The 18,818-nt window shown below is 71.2% G+C and carries 15 protein-coding genes; 10 read left to right on the top strand and 5 right to left on the bottom strand.

All coding sequences use genetic code 11. The features are described from left to right. Positions 1-31: 31 nt before the first annotated feature. Positions 32-685 carry an amino acid-binding protein gene (locus AB0M59_RS13860; protein WP_364613766.1) on the bottom strand — a complete coding sequence of 218 codons (654 nt, stop codon included), beginning with the start codon at positions 683-685 and terminating at the stop codon, positions 32-34. A 236-nt stretch (positions 686-921) separates the two neighbouring features. Between AB0M59_RS13860 and gatC the strand changes: the two genes are divergently transcribed. The 8 genes from gatC (at position 922) to AB0M59_RS13820 (ending at position 9,101) form a co-directional block, all read left to right on the top strand. Next, a complete protein-coding gene (gatC, locus tag AB0M59_RS13855) occupies positions 922-1,221 on the top strand; it encodes an Asp-tRNA(Asn)/Glu-tRNA(Gln) amidotransferase subunit GatC (RefSeq protein WP_360468589.1) in 300 nt (99 codons plus the stop codon). Next, entirely contained in the window at positions 1,218-2,735 is a 1,518-nt protein-coding gene (gatA, locus tag AB0M59_RS13850; RefSeq protein ID WP_364613763.1) for an Asp-tRNA(Asn)/Glu-tRNA(Gln) amidotransferase subunit GatA, read from the top strand. Before gatC ends, gatA begins: the two co-directional genes overlap by 4 nt. Then, positions 2,732-4,237: an Asp-tRNA(Asn)/Glu-tRNA(Gln) amidotransferase subunit GatB gene (gene gatB / locus AB0M59_RS13845; RefSeq protein WP_364613760.1), complete on the top strand. Its 1,506-nt coding sequence runs from the start codon at positions 2,732-2,734 to the stop codon at positions 4,235-4,237. The genes gatA and gatB overlap by 4 nt, the downstream gene beginning before the upstream one ends. Before the next feature lie 7 nt (positions 4,238-4,244). Next, the gene (locus tag AB0M59_RS13840; protein ID WP_364613757.1) at positions 4,245-4,781 is read left to right on the top strand and encodes a hypothetical protein; all 537 of its coding nucleotides are present in this window, start codon (positions 4,245-4,247) and stop codon (positions 4,779-4,781) included. 399 nt (positions 4,782-5,180) lie between these two features. Next, positions 5,181-6,299: a Gfo/Idh/MocA family oxidoreductase gene (locus tag AB0M59_RS13835; RefSeq protein WP_364614211.1), complete on the top strand. Its 1,119-nt coding sequence runs from the start codon at positions 5,181-5,183 to the stop codon at positions 6,297-6,299. Beyond that, entirely contained in the window at positions 6,296-7,216 is a 921-nt protein-coding gene (locus AB0M59_RS13830; RefSeq protein WP_364613754.1) for a PmoA family protein, read from the top strand. The genes AB0M59_RS13835 and AB0M59_RS13830 overlap by 4 nt, the downstream gene beginning before the upstream one ends. Continuing rightward, a complete protein-coding gene (locus AB0M59_RS13825; protein WP_364613751.1) occupies positions 7,213-7,962 on the top strand; it encodes a cupin in 750 nt (249 codons plus the stop codon). Before AB0M59_RS13830 ends, AB0M59_RS13825 begins: the two co-directional genes overlap by 4 nt. Then, positions 7,959-9,101 carry a Gfo/Idh/MocA family oxidoreductase gene (locus tag AB0M59_RS13820; protein WP_364613749.1) on the top strand — a complete coding sequence of 381 codons (1,143 nt, stop codon included), beginning with the start codon at positions 7,959-7,961 and terminating at the stop codon, positions 9,099-9,101. Before AB0M59_RS13825 ends, AB0M59_RS13820 begins: the two co-directional genes overlap by 4 nt. 1 nt (position 9,102) lies before the next feature. Here the strand turns inward: AB0M59_RS13820 and AB0M59_RS13815 are convergent, their stop codons facing one another. The 3 genes from AB0M59_RS13815 to AB0M59_RS13805 all read right to left on the bottom strand — a co-directional run bounded on the left by AB0M59_RS13815 (position 9,103) and on the right by AB0M59_RS13805 (position 15,151). Further along, positions 9,103-9,552 carry a hypothetical protein gene (locus AB0M59_RS13815; RefSeq protein ID WP_364613746.1) on the bottom strand — a complete coding sequence of 150 codons (450 nt, stop codon included), beginning with the start codon at positions 9,550-9,552 and terminating at the stop codon, positions 9,103-9,105. 100 nt (positions 9,553-9,652) lie between these two features. Beyond that, entirely contained in the window at positions 9,653-13,636 is a 3,984-nt protein-coding gene (locus tag AB0M59_RS13810) for a hypothetical protein (protein WP_364613743.1), read from the bottom strand. 306 nt (positions 13,637-13,942) lie between these two features. Continuing rightward, entirely contained in the window at positions 13,943-15,151 is a 1,209-nt protein-coding gene (locus tag AB0M59_RS13805; RefSeq protein ID WP_364613740.1) for a PQQ-dependent sugar dehydrogenase, read from the bottom strand. Between the two features lie 65 nt (positions 15,152-15,216). Here AB0M59_RS13805 and AB0M59_RS13800 point away from each other — a divergent pair, with 65 nt between their 5' ends. Together AB0M59_RS13800 and AB0M59_RS13795 are read left to right on the top strand one after the other, a co-directional pair. Next, positions 15,217-16,125 (top strand): 2-hydroxyacid dehydrogenase, encoded by a 909-nt coding sequence (locus AB0M59_RS13800; RefSeq protein WP_364613737.1) that lies wholly within the window; start codon positions 15,217-15,219, stop codon positions 16,123-16,125. A gap of 37 nt (positions 16,126-16,162) precedes the next feature. Next, entirely contained in the window at positions 16,163-16,738 is a 576-nt protein-coding gene (locus tag AB0M59_RS13795; protein WP_364613734.1) for a DoxX family membrane protein, read from the top strand. 210 nt (positions 16,739-16,948) lie between these two features. Here the strand turns inward: AB0M59_RS13795 and ilvD are convergent, their stop codons facing one another. Further along, positions 16,949-18,793, bottom strand: a complete 1,845-nt coding sequence (gene ilvD, locus AB0M59_RS13790) for a dihydroxy-acid dehydratase (RefSeq protein WP_364613732.1) — start codon at positions 18,791-18,793, stop codon at positions 16,949-16,951. Positions 18,794-18,818: the final 25 nt, after the last annotated feature.

Below are 18,818 nucleotides of genomic sequence, written 5' to 3'. Positions count from 1 at the left end.
GGGTTCGTCCCCTTCTCGGCAACGTGCGGGGCTAGCCGTCGAGGACGACCGCGACGATCCCGGCGAGATGGGCGAGCCGGGCGACCTCGGCCGCGCGGAAGGCCGGCCCGCCGGGGCGGGCGACCAGCAGCGCCTTGCCTGGTTTGCCCAGCGGCGTCGCCGCGAGCTCGGTGCCCAGTTCCTTCCACGTCTCCGGGATCCAAGCTTCTTCGCCGTCGAGCACCGTCGCGCGCTCAAGCGGTAGCCAGGGCAGGTCCGTGATCGGGGTTTCCGGGGCGGCGCTCGACGACGCCAGCCGGAGAGCGCCGGTCTCGGCGTGCTGGACGATCATCGCCCAACCCGCGCGCACGATCCGGGGCACGCCCTCGGCCAGGATGTCGAGGCCGGACTTCGGCTGCGCGGCGATCTCTTCGACGAGTTCGAGTTCGCGGTGCGTGTCCAGCACGCCCGCGTATGGGCGGACCGCGTCCACTTCGACGCCTTCGACACTTTCCGCCGCCGTGATGAGCGCGTCGGGCAGCCGGCCGGACGGGAGCTCGACCACGAGGTCGTCCACCGCCACTCCGGTGCCGCGTTCGACGACGTCCACGCTGAGGATGTCGGCGCCCACCGTGCCGAGCGCCGTGGCGACCGCGCCGAGGGTCCCCGGGCTGTCCGGAAGGAGGACCCGGATCAGGAACGACACCACGCGCCCCTCTCACCTCTGGCGTCCCAGCCTTGCCGTGGGACGCTCGATGCCGGTCGCCGATTGTGACAGACCCACCCGGCCCGCGGGACCCACTGTCCGCCGGGCGGGACGTCGGTGTCGCCGGACGGCATCCGGCTTGCGCCGGGCGTAACCCAGTCGAGTCCGCCGACGCCGTCACCATAGACTTGCAGCTTCCGAGACAACCCGCACAGCACAACCCGGGAGTCACCCGCGTGCCCAACATTTCCCGAGACGAGGTCGCGCACCTCGCGAAGCTGGCCAGGCTGGCCGTGACCGACGACGAGATCGATGTCTTCGCCGGCCAGCTCGACCAGATCCTGGACTCGGTGGCCAAGGTGAGCGAGGTCGCCGCCGCCGATGTGCCGCCGACGTCGCACGCCGTGCCGCTGACGAACGTCTTCCGGGAGGACGTCGTCCGTCCCGGGCTCACGCAGCAGCAGGCGCTGGCCGGTGCGCCGGCCGCCGAGGACGGTCGCTTCCGGGTGCCGCGGATTCTGGGGGAAGAGCAGTGACCGAGCTCATCAAGCTGACCGCCGCGGAGTTGGCGGAGAAAATCCACGCGCGCGAGGTGTCCGCGGTCGAGGTCACGCAGGCCCACCTGGACCGAATCGGCGAGGTCGACGACCACATCCACGCGTTCCTGCACGTCGACACCGAGGGCGCGCTGGCCGCGGCCAAGGCGGTCGACGAGGGCATCGCCGGTGGCAACGCGCCCGCGTCGGCGCTGGCCGGCGTGCCGCTCGCGCTCAAGGACGTCCTCACGACCGAGGGCATCCCGACGACCTGTGGTTCGAAAACGCTCGAAGGCTGGATCCCGCCGTACGACGCGACCGTGACGCGCAAGCTGCGCGAGGCCGGTGTCGTGATTCTCGGCAAGACGAACATGGACGAGTTCGCCATGGGGTCGTCGACGGAGAACTCGGCGTACGGCCCGACCCACAACCCGTGGGACCACGCCCGCATCCCGGGCGGGTCGGGCGGCGGCTCGTCGGCGTCGATCGCGGCCTTCGAAGCCGCCATCGCCATCGGCACCGACACCGGTGGGTCGATCCGGCAGCCCGGGTCCGTCACCGGCACCGTCGGGGTCAAGCCGACCTACGGCGGGGTGTCGCGCTACGGCCTCGTCGCTTTTTCGTCGTCGCTCGACCAGGCCGGGCCCTGCGCGCGGACGGTGCTCGACGCCGCCCTGCTGCACGAGGTCATCGCCGGGCACGACCCGCTGGACTCGACCTCCATCGACGCGCCGGTGCCACCGGTGGTCGCCGCGGCCCGGCAGGGCATGACGGGTGACCTCAAGGGCGTCAAGGTCGGCGTCGTGAAGGAGTTCGGCGGCGACGGCTACCAGCCGGGCGTCGAGCGGTCGTTCCAGGCCGCGGTCGACCAGCTGCGGGCGCTCGGGGCCGCGGTCGTCGAGGTCTCTTGTCCGCATTTCGTCTACGCGCTGCCCGCGTACTACCTGATCGCGCCGAGCGAGTGCTCGTCGAACCTCGCGCGGTTCGACGCCATGCGCTACGGCCTTCGCGTCGCCGACGACGGCACGCACAGCGCCGAAGAGGTCATGTCGCTCACTCGCGAGAAGGGCTTCGGCGCCGAGGTCAAGCGGCGGATCATGCTGGGCACTTACGCGTTGTCGTCCGGCTACTACGACGCCTACTACGGCTCGGCGCAGAAGGTGCGCACGCTGATCACGCGTGACTTTGCAGCCGCGTTCGAAAAGGTCGACGTCCTCGTTTCGCCCACGACGCCGACCACGGCGTTCAAGATCGGCGAGCGCGTGGACGACCCGATGGCGATGTACCTCGCCGACCTGTGCACGATCCCGTCGAACCTGGCCGGCAACGCCGCGATGAGCGTGCCGAGCGGGCTGTCCGACGAGGACGGACTGCCCGTCGGGCTGCAGATCATGGCTCCGGCGCTCGCCGACGACCGGCTCTACCGGGTCGGCGCCGCCTACGAGGCCGCCCGCGACGCCGCCGCCGGTGGGTCGCTCGTCCACAAGGTCCCCGAGCTGGGAGGAACGAAGTGACTGCCGTGGCCGAGTTGATGGACTACGCCGACGTCATCGAGCGGTTCGACCCCGTGCTGGGGCTCGAGGTGCACGTGGAGCTGAACACCAAGACGAAGATGTTCTGCGGCTGCGAGAACGAGTTCGGCGGCGAGCCGAACACGAAGGTCTGCCCGACCTGCCTCGGTCTGCCCGGGGCGCTGCCGGCCCTCAACGGCAAGGCCGTCGAGGGTGCGATCCGGATCGGTCTCGCGCTGAACTGCGAGATCGCCGAGTGGTGCCGGTTCGCCCGGAAGAACTACTTCTACCCGGACATGCCGAAGAACTTCCAGACGTCGCAGTACGACGAGCCGATCGCCTTCAACGGCTACCTCGACGTCACGCTCGACGACGGCGAAGTCGTGCGCGTGGAGATCGAGCGCGCGCACATGGAGGAGGACACCGGCAAGTCGCTGCACGTCGGCGGCGCCACCGGCCGGATCCACGGTGCCGAGCACTCGCTGCTCGATTACAACCGGGCCGGCGTTCCGCTGATCGAAATCGTCACCAAGACGATCGAGGGCACCGGCGAGCGGGCCCCCGAGGTCGCGCGGGCGTACGTGAGCGCGCTGCGTGATCTGTTGCGCGCGCTCGATGTGTCCGACGTCCGCATGGACCAGGGCTCGCTGCGGTGCGACGCGAACATTTCGCTCATGGCGAAGGACGCGACCGAGTTCGGTACGCGCACCGAGACGAAGAACGTCAACTCGCTGCGCAGCGTCGAACGGGCCGTTCGCTACGAGATGACGCGGCAGGCGGCGATCCTCGCCGAAGGCGGTTCGATCAAGCAGGAGACGCGGCACTTCCAGGAGGCCGACGGCACCACGTCGTCCGGCCGGACGAAGGAGACCGCCGAGGACTACCGGTACTTCCCGGAGCCCGACCTGGTCCCGATCGCGCCGGCGCGCGAGTGGGTCGAGGAGCTGCGCGGCACGCTGCCGGAGATGCCGTCCGAGCGGCGGAAGCGGATCCAGACGGAGTGGTCGCTTTCCGACGAAGCCCTGCGTGACCTGTTGAACGTCGGTGCTGTCGACCTCGTCGCGGCCACGGTCGAGGCCGGCGCGTCGCCGGACGAGGCCCGCGGCTGGTGGGTCAACACCCTGGCGCAGGAGGCGAACACCCGCGAGGTCGAGCTGGCCGACCTGGCGATCACGCCGAAGCAGGTGGCCGAGGTCATCGGGCTGGTTTCGTCCGGCGAGCTGACGAACAAGCTGGCCAAGGAAGTCGTCCAGGGCGTGCTCGCCGGTGAGGGCGAGCCGCGCGAGGTCGTCGAGAAGCGTGGGCTGAAGGTCGTTTCGGACGACTCGGCGCTGCTCGCGGCGATCGACGAGGCCCTGGCGGGGCAGCCGGACGTCGCGGACAAGATCCGCGGCGGCAAGGTCGCCGCGGCGGGCGCGATCGTCGGTGCGGTCATGAAGGCGACCAAGGGGCAGGCCGACGCCAAGCGGGTCCGCGAGCTGATCATCGAGCGTGTCGGTTCCTGACCGTTTCATGACGCAGCCGTTTTCCGTCAAGAGCGTCACCTGGCGCGAGTGGCTCGGCTTGGCGGCCGGGCTGCTCGCGCTGGGCTCGATGTTCCTGCCGTGGACCACGCTGAGCACCAACAAACCGGACATCGAGATCGTCCTGTCGTCGTTGCCGCACGGTGACGTCGTCCGCGACGCGTGGCACTCGAGCTTCTTCGCCTGGTGTCCGCCGCTGCCGTTGCTGCTGGCCGGGCTGGTCGTGGTCGTCTTCGGACGAATCCGGAAGGCGCGGGTCAGCGGCTTGCCGCACCTGTGGCTCGCGGTCGCGGTGGCAGCGCTGCTGCTGATGGTGCTCGGCTGGTTCACGCTCGACTGGGAGTTCGACGCCGACCAGCGCGGCATCTTCGACGCTGCCGGCATCGCCATCGGCCCCGGCTCCGGCCGGTTCCTCGGGTTGCTGGCCGCGCTCGTGTCGGGCGTGGCCGCTTTCTCGGACATGCGAGCGGCGCGGGCCGAGAGCCGGCAGCCGCGGAAACGCGAGCCCCGAAGCAAGAGTCGCTGACCGGTTTCCGGCAACCTGCAGGGTGGCCGGCCGGGAGGACAAGCGCACCGACGCGGGTGACGTGCTGAGGGTCTCGAAGGTCTGGTCGAGGTAGCGGTGGCACACCGCTGGGAATGCCCGTTGCGCGAGCGTCGTGGTCGCTGGGGTGACTGAGTCGTCCGTTCCGGTCGAGGGCTTGTGGTGACAACGTTGACATTCTTCTCGGCCGTTGCGTGAGAAAGCGCTTTCTGAGACGGTCGAGGTGCGAGCCGCAGGAGGCTGCGGACGGCCGGTGGGAGGCGCCGGCGACGTCGCTTGAGGGTCTGCGCGGCGGAAGGAATGCGTCGGCGAAGGAGCCGGGCCGGAGGAACTGTGGTGGGCGTCCGCCGAGACGTCGTCGAGGTGGTGAGGGAGGCCGGGTTGGCTCGGGGAAAGCGCTTGCGGGTCGCCGTCGTGGGGACTGGGGCCATCGCTGACAGCCATCGTGCTGCCTATCAAGCCCACCATGACGATGTCGATCTCGTCGCTGCCGCCGATGTCGACGAGGCTCGGGCCCTCGCCTTCTGTGCGACCACCGAGCACGCCAAGCCCTACCCGGACCTCGACTCTCTGCTCGACGAGCAGGAACCCGACCTCGTCTCGATCTGCACTCCGCCGGGTTTGCACGTCGAGCAGACCAAGAAGGTCCTAGAGCGCGGCGCTTGGGTCTGGTGCGAGAAGCCGCCTTGTCGTTCGCTCGCCGAGTACGACGAGATGACCTCCGCCGAACGTGAAGGGGGCCCGTATGTCTCCTTCGTTTACCAGCAGCGGTCCGGCTCCGCCGTCGGCCACTTCCGGCAACTGCTCGCGAAGGGGGAGCTCGGCCGTCCGCTTGTCGCGCATTGTCAGACCACCTGGTACCGGGATGCTGCCTACTACGCGGTCCCGTGGCGTGGGCGTTGGACGACCGAAGGCGGTGGGCCCGCCATGGGCCACGGCATTCACCAGATGGATCTGCTGCTCCACCTGCTCGCCGGCGCCGGCGCCGGCGATGGCGATGGGGACAGCGGGGCCGGCGGCGAGTGGACCGAAGTCCAGGCGATGACCGCGCGGCTCGTGCACGACGTCGAGACCGAGGACGTCTCCACCGCCCTCGTCCGGTTCGGGTCCGGGGCGCTGGCCACCGTCGTCAACAGTGTCCTTTCGCCCGACGAAGTGAGCCGGATCCGGATCGACTGCGAGCGCGCCACCGTCGAGCTCACGCACCTCTACGGCCACAGTGCCGAGAACTGGCGGTACACCCTCGCGCCGGACGTCGCCGAAATACCGACTGAACCGGCCGAAGACGTCCGCAGCTCGCACGCCGCCGCGTTGACGCCCGTCCTGGAGGCCTACCGGGCCGAAAAGCGAACACCGTGCAGTGGCGCGGACGGGCGACGGGTGCTGGAGTTCGTCGCCGCTCTCTACAAGGCCGCCTTCACCGGGCAGATCGTGCGCCGCGGGGAGATCGGGCCCGGCGATCCCTTCTACCGGGACATGGCCGGGGTGGCCGCGGGATGAGCGCGGCGATCACCGTCACCCACCGGCACGGCGACCGCGTGACCGTCGAGGCCGCCGGGGTCCCGCTCATGTCCTATGTGTACAAGCCCGACCCCGTCGCCTACGAGTCGCGCAAGCCCTACACCCACCCGCTGCGCACGCTGCGCGGCCGGCGCGTCAGCGGGTACCGGCCCGCCGACCACCGGTGGCACAAGGGCCTGCAGATGACGTCGAGCCACCTGTCCGGCCAGAACTTCTGGGGCGGCCACACCTACGTCCCCGGCCACTGGTACCAGGACCTGCCTGACCGCATCGGCTCGATGCGCCACGACGGGTTCGCCGGCTTCACCGTCGGCGGCGACCGGCTGACCTTCACCGAACGGCTCACCTGGGTCGCCCACCGCGGCGACGAATGGGCCCGCGAACGGCGTGACATCGTCGTCCACTCCGTCGAGCCCGGCGAGGGCGCTTGGGCGATCGACTGGGGCATCGAGCTGACCAACGTCCGCGACGCGCCGCTCGTGTTCGGCAGCCCGACCACCGCCGGTCGCGAGCAAGCCGGGTACACCGGCCTGCACTGGCGGGGCCCGCGGGACTTCAGCGGCGGCCGCGTCTTCGGGCCCGGTGGTCTCGGCGGCGACGACCTGATGGGCGCCCGGGCACCGTGGCTGGCCTTCGTCGGCGAGCACGACGACGTCGACGCGCACTCGACGCTCGTCTTCGCGCACGCGCCGGAAAACGACCACGCGATCCACGAGTCGCACTGGTTCGTCCGGAGCAAGGACACGCCCATGGTGGCCTTCTCGTGGGCGTTCTTCGAAGAATTCGTCCTCCCGCCGGGAGAGAGCTTCACGTACCGCTACCGGGTCGTCGTCGCGGACGGCGCGTGGGACCGCGATCAGGTGACCGGCTACCTCGACAGGCACGGATGGTCATGAACGAATTCCCGCTACCGGGTGGCATCGGCGTTTCACACCTGCGCGCCTACGACTGGGAAGCCGAGGACGGCGTCTGCGGCGGCAGCCCGCACCTGCACCTCGCGTGCACCGAGGCTTACGTCGTCACGGCCGGACGAGGCGCTGTCCAGACGCTGAGCACCGGCGGGTACGCCGAGACGCCGCTCGAACCCGGCGTGATCGCGTGGTTCGCGCCGGGGACCGTGCACCGGATGGTGCAGGGCGCGGGCCTGCGCGTCACCGTCCTCATGCAGAACAGCGGCCTGCCCGAGGCGGGCGACGCCGTGTTCACCTTCCCGCCCGACGTGCTCGCCGACCCCGCCGCCTATGCCCGGGCCGCCGCGTTGCCGAAGAACGACGACGCCGCCCGGCACCGTCGTGACCTGGCGATTCGCGGCTACCTGCCGCTGCGCGAAGCGCTGCTGGACGGCGATCCGGAGCCGCTGAAGACTTTCCACCGGGCGGCCGTCGCGCTGGTGTCGCCGAAAATCGGAGACTGGGTAGCGCGCTGGCAGGCCGGGGCCCTGAAGGCCGCCGAACTGACCGGCGCGCACCTCAAGGCCCTCGCCGACGGCGACGGGAGCCACCTCGACCAGTCGGGCGTCCGGGTCGCGACGCCGTCGAACCCCGACGGCTACGGCATGTGCGGGCGTCGCGCGGAATACGACATCCCGGGTGTCACCTCGCCGTACGACGGGGACGCCCTCGACCAGGAAGGCCGGCGATGAACCAGACCGCCATCGGAGTGCTGCTCAACGGGGTCACCGGCCGGATGGGCTACCGGCAGCACCTGCTCCGGTCGGTGCTGGCCATCCGCGAGCAGGGCGGGGTCGAGCTGCCCGACGGTACCCGCGTGCAGCTCGAACCGATCCTCGCCGGGCGCAACGCGGCGAAACTCAAGGAACTCGCCGACCGGCACGGCTTGACCGCGTGGACGACGGACGTCGATTCGGCGCTGGACGACGTGCGGATCTACTTCGACGCGCAGCTGACGTCGGCGCGCGAGCCGTCGGTGCGGGGGGCGATCGCCGCCGGCAAGCACGTCTACGCCGAGAAGCCCCTGGCCGACACCTTGCCGGCCGCGCTGGAGCTGGCCGGGCTCGCGCGGGACGCCGGGATCTGTCACGGCGTCGTCCACGACAAGCTGTTCCTGCCCGGGCTGCGGAAACTGCGGCGGCTGGTCGACGGCGGATTCTTCGGCCGGATCCTGTCGGTGCGCGGCGAATTCGGCTACTGGGTCTTCGAGGGTGACTGGCAGGAGGCGCAGCGGCCGAGCTGGAACTACCGCGCCGAAGACGGCGGCGGGATCGTGCTCGACATGTTCTGCCACTGGAACTACGTGCTGGAAAACCTCTTCGGCGCGGTCCGCGCGGTGACGGCGAAGGCGGTCACACACATCCCGCGCCGCTGGGACGAGCAGGGCGAGGCGTACGCGGCGACGGCCGACGACGCCGCGTACGGCATCTTCGAGCTCGAGTCGGGGGCGATCGCGCAGATCAACTCGTCGTGGTCCACGCGGGTATTCCGGGACGAGCTGGTCGAGTTCCAGGTCGACGGCACCGAGGGCAGCGCCGTCGCCGGCCTGCGGCGCTGCCGCGTCCAGCACCGCTCGGCGACGCCGAAGCCCGTCTGGAACCCGGACCTTCCGGCCACCGAGCCCTTCCGCGACCAGTGGCAGGAGGTGCCGGACAACACCGGGTTCGACAACGGCTTCAAGGCGCAGTGGGAGGAGTTCGTCCGGGACGTCGTCGCCGGGCGGCCGCACCGCTACGACTTCTTCTCGGCCGCACGCGGGTTGCAGCTCGCGGAGGCCGGGTTGACGTCGTCGGCGGAGGGACGGCGCGTGGAGCTGAAGCCGCTGGCTTAGGTCAGTCCCGGGAGAAGCGGGGTGCCTCGAGGACGCGGTAGTGGTAGGTGTTCCCGCCGGCGTGGTCGATCAGGACCCGGAACCCCGCCTCGTGGAGGACGCTGCTCAACGTCCTGATGATGATCTCGCTCGCGTTCACCACGTAGCCGAACAGCCCACTCGTGTCCTGGTTGAGGACCTTCTCCGTGTACTCGGGCGAGTCGGTGACCGGCGGGACCCAGTCGAGCGTGACGCCGAACGGCTCGATCTTGTTCACCCAGATGTGCGCGCCGAACGGGAGGCCGAACGGGTCGCCGTCCGGAACGACGGACGCCGTGAAGCCCATCCTGGTGAGCTCTTCCCGGACCTGCTCGGCGAGTTCGCGCCAGCTCGCCGCCGCCTCTTCGGGAGCGTGGTAGACCGGGCCGTCGTGCAGGTGCTGTTCTTTGTAGAAACGAAAAGGATCGGTCACCGGTGAGAACCTTCTTTTCAGGATCAGTCGCGATTTCGCCGAAAGGATAGCACGAGGTGGCGGCGAACCGGGTCGCCGCCACCTCGCATTCATTCCGTTGTCACTGCAGGAAACCGGTCGCGCGCAGCTTGAACAATTGCGCGAGCATCTTGGCTTCCTGTTTCCCGTCGTCGCCGAGGTACTGGACCGCGTACTTGACCGTGACCAGGTCGGGGTCGAGCCTGGTCAGCATCTGCGACGTACACGCGTTGCAGGGTCCGCGTTCCGTGAAGAACTCGGTGATCTTGGTGAGGCTCAGCCCCTGGATCGCCGGGTCGTTCGGGTGCGCCGCCTTCAACTTGGCGATCTGCTCGTCCATGCTGTCGAGAATGCGGACCTCGGAATGCAGCCCGTCCCCGCTGAACGCGCGGATGAAATCGTCCCCGAACTTCGGGTCCACCCAGCCGGGCAGCTTGGCGACCGCGACGTTGACCGTGGATCGCAGGCTGCCGACGATGTCGCGGCGGTACACGTACGCGATGTCGCCGAGTTCGTCACCCCAGCGGCCGTACTGGATGGCCTTGAGGCAGAGGCCCGGCCCCGCCGCCGCGTGCGCGGCAAAGCCGTGGGTGCAGAACCCCGACAGCTGACCGGCGAGGTTCCGCGCGATTTCCGACAGGCTGTTGCGCACCGCGATGCCGGAGAGGAACTCTTCCGAGCTCAGTGCCGCCAGCCGGGACGCCAGGAACGAGTCGCTGGCGATGCCGGTGACGAACTCCGCCCCGATCGTCAGCTCGATGCCCGCGCCGGCCGCCTCCGCGAGGAAGCCCGCTTCGGCTCCGACCAGCGCGCCCACCAGCGGGGCCGTGCAGATCTCCGCACAGAAGATGCCCGCGCCGACGATCACCGCACCCGCGACGATCGTGCCGCCGATGGTCCACCAGCGCTCCGCGTCGGCCTCGTCCTCCGCCTTTTGCTTGGCGTCGGCGATCGCCTTGTTGATGAGGTACGTCAGCGCCGGGTTGTACGAGCCCTTGAGGCAGTCGTTGAAGACGTCCTCGCTGTACTGCTTGAGCTGGTTGCAGACCGCGACGTTGCGTTCGGACTCGCCCTTCGGGTCGTTGATCAGCCGGGTCGCGCGGGCGACGCAGTCGTCGTGCTCCGGACCCGCCGGGACCGCGTTGCAGGCGCCGTTGACGTCGTCGGCGAACTTCTTCTTGGCCGCGTCGATCTCGGCGTTCGCCTTGGCGATCGCCTTGTCCCGGGCGGTGTTCGCGGCCGTGACGGCGGCTTCGGCGTCCTTGCCGGCGTCGATCGCGTCCTGGTAGGCCTGGTGAGCGGCGTCGATGGCGCTCTGCGCGTACTGGGTCGCCACGTTGGCCGAGTGCCGCGCCGCCATCGCCGACTGCGAAGCCCGGACCGCGGCCTGCGAGGCGCGCGTCGCGGCTTCCTGCGCCGTGACGGCCGACTGGTACGCCTTTTCCGCCGATTCCCGGGCGTCCTGGGCCGATTTCGCCGCGTCCTTCGCGGAGTTGATGGCGTCGGTGGCGTGGGCTTCGGCCTCGTCCGCGTACTGGTGCGCCTTCGCCGCGTCGTGCCGGGCGCCAGCCGCGACGGACTGGGCCAGCGCGGCGTTCTGGGACGCCGTCGCCGCGACGGACGTCGCTTGCGCGACCAGGCCGGCGACGACCGCGTTGTGCGCGGCCGACTCCCGGTCGTGCCGGGCCGCGACGTACTGGCCGTTGAGCCGGTAGAGGCGGACCATGTCGGGCGGACCGGCCAGCGCCGCCTGGGCCAGCATCCGGGCTTCGGGCCCGGTCGCGGCGTTCGCGATCAGCTGGTTCAGCGCGAGCCGGTCGTCCTTCTCCCGGGCGACGTTCTGCCCGGTGTCGAGGAACTGCCGGTACGCCGCCACGGTGCCGGCGTCGAGCGCTTTCTGCGCCTCGGCGACGACGACGGCGTTGCTCTCGGCACGCGCGGTGGCCTGGACCTGGTTGACCTGCAGCCGCAGGACGCTGCCCTCGGTCGGGTAGTCCGGCGAGGCGAGGAACCGCTTGACGTCGGCGTCGCTGCCCGCGAGCGCCTGCTGCCCGGCGGCCTTCTTGGCCGGGTTCGCGTCGTCGACGATCTCCTGCAGGGTCTCCCGGTCGTCCTGCGCGGCGGCGCGGGCGACGCCGGAGTGGACGAACTCCTGGACCTCGCGGTCGGCTCCGGACAGCGCGCCTTCGGCGGCCGTTTTCGTCCACGGGCCGCCGGTGGTCAGCAGCCGCAGGGCGACCTTCCTGCCGTCGAGGGCGACCAGCGCCGGGTCGGTGCCCGGCGCGTTCGCCTCCGCCAGCAGCCGGCTGGTTTCGGCGTCGCGCTGCACCTCCTGCGCCGCGCTCCACTTGCGGGTCAGGCCGAGCTGGTCCTGGACGGTGAGGGCCTGCTGGGCGGCTTCGGTGGCCTGGCCGGCCTGCAGGGCGATCCGGTCTTCGTCCACCTTGCGGGCGGCGGTGTAGATCCGGCTCGCCTGGTTCGCCGAGTCGACCGCGATCTGCGCGGCGGTGCTCGCCTTGTTCGCGTGCTCGGTGGCGAGCTGGGCCGCCTGGTCCGCGTTGACCGCGTGGTCCGCCGCGTCCTGGGCCGCGGCGGCGGCGATGGCGGCGTCCAGTGCGGCCTTCGAAGCCAGCTCACGTGCCTGGGTCGCCGCATCGGCCGCTTCGACCGCGTACGCGCGGGCCGAGGCCGCCGCCTGGTTGGCGCGGTCGGCCTGCCGCTGTGCGGTCGCTGCCGCGGCTTCGGCCTCCCGGGCGTCGGCGCCGGCGTTCTTCGCCCACTGGACGGCTTCCCGCGCCGCCGCGGCCGAGTTCGACGCGTTCGTGCCGGCCGAGTTCGCCGCGTCGATCGCTTCGCGGGCCTTGCCCAGCGCGACCTTCGCCTGGTCGATCGCGTCGACCGCCTGTTGCGCGCTGGTCGACGCGGCGGCCGCGTCGATGGCCGCCTTCGAGGCGGCACCGGCCTTTCCGCGGTCGACCCGGGCGGCGGCCGCCGCGCTCCACGCGGCGCTCGACGCTTGTCCGGCCTTCGAAGCCGCGGCCGCTGCCCGTGCCGCGGCGTTGGCGGCGACCCGTGCCGCCGACGTCGCCGCGTTGGCCGCGCCGATCGCCGTGACCGCGGCGCTCGCCGCGCGGTTGGCCGCGGTCGCGGCCCGGGAGGCCGCGTCGGCCGCCCCCGCCGCGTTGTCCTTCGCCGCCTCCGCGGCTTCGGCGGCGAGTTCGCTCGCCTGCCGCGCCAGGTCGGCTTCCTTCTTCGCGCGGTCGGCGGCGTCCTTCGCCTCCTGCGTCTCCTGCGCGGCCTGGGCGCCGGCGATCTTCGCCGCGTCGACCAGCTGCTGGATGGTCGACGTCTCCTGGTCGCGTGCGGCCGCGACCTCCCAGTCGCGGTCGATGAACAGCCGCAGCCGGTTCGGGGTGCCGTCGTCCAGCGCGGCCTGCGCCGCGGCCTTCGCCTCGGGGCCGCTGATGGCGAGGATCTGGTTGACGCGCAGGCGCAGGTCGACCGCCTCGGCGCGCGCCGAGGTCGTGTCGAGGAACTGGTGCAGTGCGTCCGAAGTCCCGTTGTCGAGCGCGACTTGGCCGGCCTTCTTCACCTCCGCGCCGCCGGCGGCCATGATCTGGTTGACGCGGACCCGCAGGTCGGTGTCCGACGCGGACGTCCAGCCGCCGTTGAGGAAGGCGCGTAGCGCGGCCGGGTCGGTGTCCGCGGCGTCGAGGGCCTGCTGCGCCGCGGATTTCACGGTGGTGCCGCCGGCGTTGAGGATCTGGTTCACCGCGAGGCGGTCGTCCAGCGCGGCGAGGCGGCCCAGCTTGTCGTTCAAGAACGCCGCGACGTCGGCGTCGGAACCGGTCAGCGCTTTTTCGGCTTCGGCCTTGACCTGCGAGCCCGCGCTGCGCCAGATGGTGAGCACCTTGGCGCGCGCCGAAAGCTCGGTGGCCGCCGAGGTGGCGGTGGCGCGGGGGACCGCGGCCGGGGCCGCGGCCGCCTGCTGCACGGACTGTGCGGTCAGTGCGGCGACCAGCGCGACGATCAGGCCGCCGCGCCGAAGCCGCTGGAGTCTTTTCACCGGTCTCATAGCTCTCTTTTCGCGAACGCGCACCGGCGCCACACCGGCCGGTGCTCGGGGTGAAGGGAAAAGACCGGAAAAGGGTCAGTCCGCCGGCGAAGAATCGCGCGACGTCGTCCGGGCAGCACAAAGCCGGGAAAAGAGCACGAACATCCGGAAATCCCCCTCAGCGGAACATGGTGAGTTTCCGCCCGACAGGGACTTTAACAGCGCGAAGATCGTCCAACCATGAGGCAAAAGGGGGTGATCGGCGTCACATATGGGCATGAGAAAGCGCTGCCGGACCAACGGTGTGGTCCGGCCGGGTCAATCCTTGCTGTTGCCGCCGCCGGAGGTCACCGGGGTGATCAGCACGACGCGGTCGTCGCTCGAGACCGGGACGCCGCCGTCCTTGTTGACCGTGCCCGCCACCGCGAGCTGCGGGTTGATCATGCTCATCCCGGCGAGCCGCCCGAACGTCTCCGGCGGCTTGCCGGTCTTGCCGTCCAGGACGACCAGCGGCTTCCCGGTGACCGCGCCCTCCTTCGACACCGGAACGTCCTGCAGGTTGCCCGCCAGCGACGTGCCGACCGCGACGTAACCGCTCGCGTCGACGAAGTCGCCGCAGCCCGCGACGCCCGGCTTGTCCGGCCACGTCCATGCCGGCGTCGTCAGCGGCTGCCCGGCCTGCAGCCGGTAGAGGACGTCCTTGTCGGCGAGCCGGTCGGTGACCCAGACGCGGCCGCCGTCGGCGGACGCGCACAGCCCGCCCGGCGCGTGCAGCCCGGCCGCCACGGTCAGCGCGCCGTTCGGGTTGCCCGCCGCGGCCTTGCCGGACGTGTCGATCCGCAGCACCTTCCCGGCGAGGGAGTTCGGGTCGGCGGCGGCGTTCGGGTTGCCGGCGTCGCCGGTGGCGACGAGCAGCGCGCCGCGGTTGTCGGCGCTGATCGTGCCGCGGTTGCCGGTCGCGCCCTTCGGGATCCCGGTGAGCACCGGCTTGGCGGCCTGCCCCTTGGCGAAGCGCACGACGCGGTTGTCCGTCGCGGTCGTCACGTAGGCGAACACCAGCTGGTCCTCGACGTACGACGGCGAAAGCGCGAGGCCCGTCAGGCCGCCGTCGCCGGCCGCCTGGACGTCGAGCTTCGCGAAGTCCGTGGCGTCCTTGCCCGCCGTCGCCAGCATCACGCGGCCGCTCTTGCGCTCGCCGGCCAGCGCGCTCGGCGTCGAGCCGTCACCCGGCAGGCCGGCCACCGCGGCGACGGTGTCCAGGCAGGTCGCGATCACCGCCGGGTCGAAGTCCTTGCAGCCCTGCGGCGGCGGGACGGGCGTGGGCGACTGGCCGGGCCGCGCCTGCTTGCCGTCGCCCCCGGAGTCCGCGCCGGGGCCCTGGACCTCGGGCGGCGACTCGGGGCTGGGCACGGGCGCGGGGCTGAAGGTCTGGCCCGCCGCGGTGTCGTCGAATCGCGCGCACCCGGCGGGCAGCAGGACGCCGCAGGCCAGGATCGCCAACAGGGTCGAGCGGTACCGGGTGCGCATGATCGCCCAGCCTAAGGGCCGGTGCGTGAACCATGGGTGAGTACTCCTCGATTACGTTGGGGATCATGACGCTGACCGTCCTGGTGCCCGACGACGAGGGCCTGACCGTGCTCGCCGAGGTGCCGCGGGTCCTGCCCGTGCGCCACCAGTGGGGCGAGCCGGTGCCGCCCGAGGCCGCGAAGGCCGAGGTGCTCATCCCCGGCAAGCACCCGCCGGGCGAGGAGCTGTGGCGCACGCTGCCGAACCTGAAGCTGATCCAGCTGCTCTCCGCCGGCGCCGAGGACTGGGTCGGCAAGGTGCCCGACGGCGTCCTGCTTTCGACATGCCGGGGCGCGCACGGCGGGAGCACCGCCGAGTGGGTCGTCGCGGCGCTGCTGTCGATGTACCGGAAGCTGGACGTCTTCGGCGCGGCGCAGCGCGAAGGCCGGTGGGAGCGCCAGAGCACCGACACGCTGCAGGGCAAGCGCGTGCTCATCATCGGCGCCGGTGACCTGGGGCAGCATCTGCGGCGGCGGCTCGAACCGTTCGATGCGCGCTGCACGATGGTCGGGATGACCGCGCGCGACGGCGTGCACGGCGTGCGGGAGCTGCCGGCGCTGCTCGGCCTGCACGACGTCGTCGTGCTGATGGTGCCGCTGACCTCGCGTACGCGCGGGATGGTCGACGCGGAGTTCCTCGCCGAGATGCGGGACGGCGCGGTGCTGGTCAACGTCGCCCGCGGCGCCGTCGTGGCCACCGACGCCCTGGTCGCCGAACTGACCACGGGCCGGTTGCGCGCCGCGCTCGACGTCACCGATCCCGAGCCGCCGCCGCCCGGGCACCCGCTGTGGACGGCGCCGGGGCTGCTGCTGACCCCGCACGTCGGTGGGGCCGTACGCGGGGTGCGGGGCCGGTCGTACGCCGTCGCCGCGGCCGAGATCGCGCGGTACTCGGGCGGGGAGCTGCCGGACAACCTCGTGCACGGGGAGTACTGAGCTCGCCAGGCCCGCGCCGATCCCCTAGCCTTCGCGCGTGAGCAGTGGAGACGACTTTTCGCAGCAGCCCACCAGCCTCCTGTCCGACGTCGAGGACGACGGACCCGACGACACCCCCCGCCAGGGCGGGCTCGGGCTCGGCCTGCTGATCCTGCGGGTGGCGCTCGGCGCGACCATGGGCGCGCACGGCCTGCAGCACCTGTTCGGGCTGTTCGGCGGGCCGGGCATCGGCGGGTTCGCGCGGATGCTGGAGACGTTCGGCTACCACAAGCAGACGACGCTGCTGTCGTGGATCACGGGCATCGCCGAGGTCGGCGGCGGAGTGCTGGTGATCGTCGGGCTGTTCACGCCGCTCGCGGCGGCGGCCCTGCTCGGGGTGGCGGCGAACGCCGTGTACGCGAAGTTCCACGGCGGGTTCTTCGAGGGGCAGGGGCAGGGCTTCGAGTTCGAGCTGCTGCTGGGGGCTTCGGCGTTGAGCCTGCTGTTCACCGGGTCCGGGCCGATTTCGCTGGAGCGGAACACTCCGTGGCGGAAGCGGCCGTTGCCGCTGGGGCTGGTCTCGCTGTTGCTGGCCGCGGCGGCCGCCGTCGTGGTCATCGTCTTGACGCGGTGAGGCTGGGCCGGTGACTCCGGCCTGAGCCTGGGGACAACTCGGGGTCGCGCGGCGAACCTGTGGACAACTCCCGCGCGAGGCCCGGAAGTGTCGGGGGCCTTCGGTAACGTCGAAACCGGGGGTCCCCCTCGCGGGCGGCGGTCTGCGCTGCCCCAAAAAAACCGGAAGGCCGCCCCGGGAACGGGACGGCCTTCGCGGGTCGAGCCAGGCTTACTTGTTCACGTCGCGGACCGCGCCGGTGTCCGCCGACGTCGCCATCCGGGCGTACGCGCGCAGCGCGGCCGTCACCGGGCGCTGGCGGTCCTTCGGCTGCCACGGCCGCTCCGACGCCTCCATCTTCGAGCGCCGCTCGGCCAGCACCTCCGGGTCCACCAGCAGCTCCAGCCGGCGCTCGTGGATGTCCAGGAGAATGCGGTCGCCGTTCTCCACCAGGGCGATCAGGCCGCCCGCCGCCGCCTCCGGCGAGATGTGGCCCACCGAAATCCCCGACGAACCGCCCGAGAAGCGGCCGTCCGTGATCAACGCGCACTTCTTGCCCAGACCCGACCCCTTGAGGAACGCCGTCGGGTGCAGCATTTCCTGCATGCCGGGCCCGCCCGCCGGGCCCTCGTAGCGGATCACCAGCACCTCGCCCGGCTGGATCTCCTTCTTGAGGATCGCCGACACGGCCTCCTCCTGGCTCTCCAGCACCCGCGCCGGGCCCTCGAAGTGCCACAGGTCCTCGTCGATGCCCGCGGCCTTGATCACCGCGCCGTTCTCGGCGAGGTTGCCGCGCAGGATCGCCAGGCCGCCGTCCTTCGTGTACGCGTGCTCGACGTCGCGGATGCAGCCGCCCGCCGCGTCGGTGTCGAGCGACGACCAGCGGTTCTCCGTCGAGAACGCCTGCGTCGTGCGGACTCCGCCCGGCGCCGCGTGGAACAGCTCGACAGCCACCGGAGAAGGCGAAGCCGCGCGGATGTCCCACGCGCCCAGCCACGACTCGATGTCGGGGGAGTGCACCGACCGGACGTCGGTGTTCAGCAGCCCGCCGCGGTACAGCTCGCCGAGGATCGCCGGGATTCCGCCGGCGCGGTGGACGTCCTCCATGTGGTAGTCCGAGTTCGGCGCCACCTTCGACAGGCACGGCACGCGGCGGCCGATCGCGTCGATGTCGGCGATCGTGAAGTCGACCTCGCCCTCCTGGGCGGCGGCGAGGATGTGCAGCACGGTGTTCGTCGAGCCGCCCATCGCCATGTCGAGGGCCATCGCGTTCTCGAACGCCGCCTTCGACGCGATCGAGCGCGGCAGCGCCGAGTCGTCGTCGTTTTCGTACCAGCGCTTGCACAGCTCGACGACCGTGCGCCCGGCCTCCTCGAACAGCGCTCGGCGCGCGGCGTGCGTCGCCAGCGTGGAACCGTTGCCCGGCAGGGAGAGACCCAGCGCCTCGGTGAGGCAGTTCATCGAGTTCGCGGTGAACATGCCGGAGCACGAGCCGCAGGTCGGGCAGGCCGAGCGCTCGACGATGTCCAGCCCGTCCTCGTCGACGTCGGGGCTGGCCGACGCGGCGATCGCGGTGATCAGGTCGGTCGGCGCCTGCGCGACGCCGCCCACGACGACGGCCTTGCCGGCCTCCATCGGCCCGCCGGAGACGAACACGACCGGGATGTTGAGCCGCATGGCGGCGTTGAGCATGCCCGGGGTGATCTTGTCGCAGTTGGAGATGCACACGAGCGCGTCGGCCTGGTGCGCGTTGACCATGTACTCGACGGAGTCGGCGATGATCTCGCGCGAGGGCAGCGAGTAGAGCATGCCCGAGTGGCCCATGGCGATGCCGTCGTCGACGGCGATCGTGTGGAACTCGCGTGCGACGCCGCCGGCTTCCTTGATCGCGCCGGCGACGATCTCGCCGAGGTCCTTGAGGTGCACGTGGCCGGGCACGAACTGGGTGTAGGAGTTGGCGATCGCCACGATCGGCTTGCCGAAGTCGCTGTCGGTCATGCCGGTGGCGCGCCAGAGCGAGCGCGCGCCCGCCGCGTTGCGGCCGTGGGTGGTGGTCCGGGAACGGAGAGGCGGCACGGGAACTCCCAGGTCAAAGTCTGGC

This window comes from Amycolatopsis sp. NPDC051371 (assembly GCF_040682155.1).
Taxonomy (GTDB): domain Bacteria; phylum Actinomycetota; class Actinomycetes; order Mycobacteriales; family Pseudonocardiaceae; genus Amycolatopsis.
Note: the sequence above shows the minus strand (reverse complement) of the source record. Positions and strands in the feature narration are given on the sequence as shown.

What these genes read in the sequence shown, in the direction of transcription:
- AB0M59_RS13840 (WP_364613757.1), top strand. Translation starts at nt 4,245, where the DNA reads ATGACGCAGCCGTTTTCCGTCAAGAGCGTCACCTGGCGCGAGTGGCTC.
- AB0M59_RS13800 (WP_364613737.1), top strand. Translation starts at nt 15,217, where the DNA reads ATGACGCTGACCGTCCTGGTGCCCGACGACGAGGGCCTGACCGTGCTC.
- AB0M59_RS13820 (WP_364613749.1), top strand. Translation starts at nt 7,959, where the DNA reads ATGAACCAGACCGCCATCGGAGTGCTGCTCAACGGGGTCACCGGCCGG.
- AB0M59_RS13805 (WP_364613740.1), bottom strand. Translation starts at nt 15,151, where the DNA reads ATGCGCACCCGGTACCGCTCGACCCTGTTGGCGATCCTGGCCTGCGGC.
- AB0M59_RS13830 (WP_364613754.1), top strand. Translation starts at nt 6,296, where the DNA reads ATGAGCGCGGCGATCACCGTCACCCACCGGCACGGCGACCGCGTGACC.
- AB0M59_RS13825 (WP_364613751.1), top strand. Translation starts at nt 7,213, where the DNA reads ATGAACGAATTCCCGCTACCGGGTGGCATCGGCGTTTCACACCTGCGC.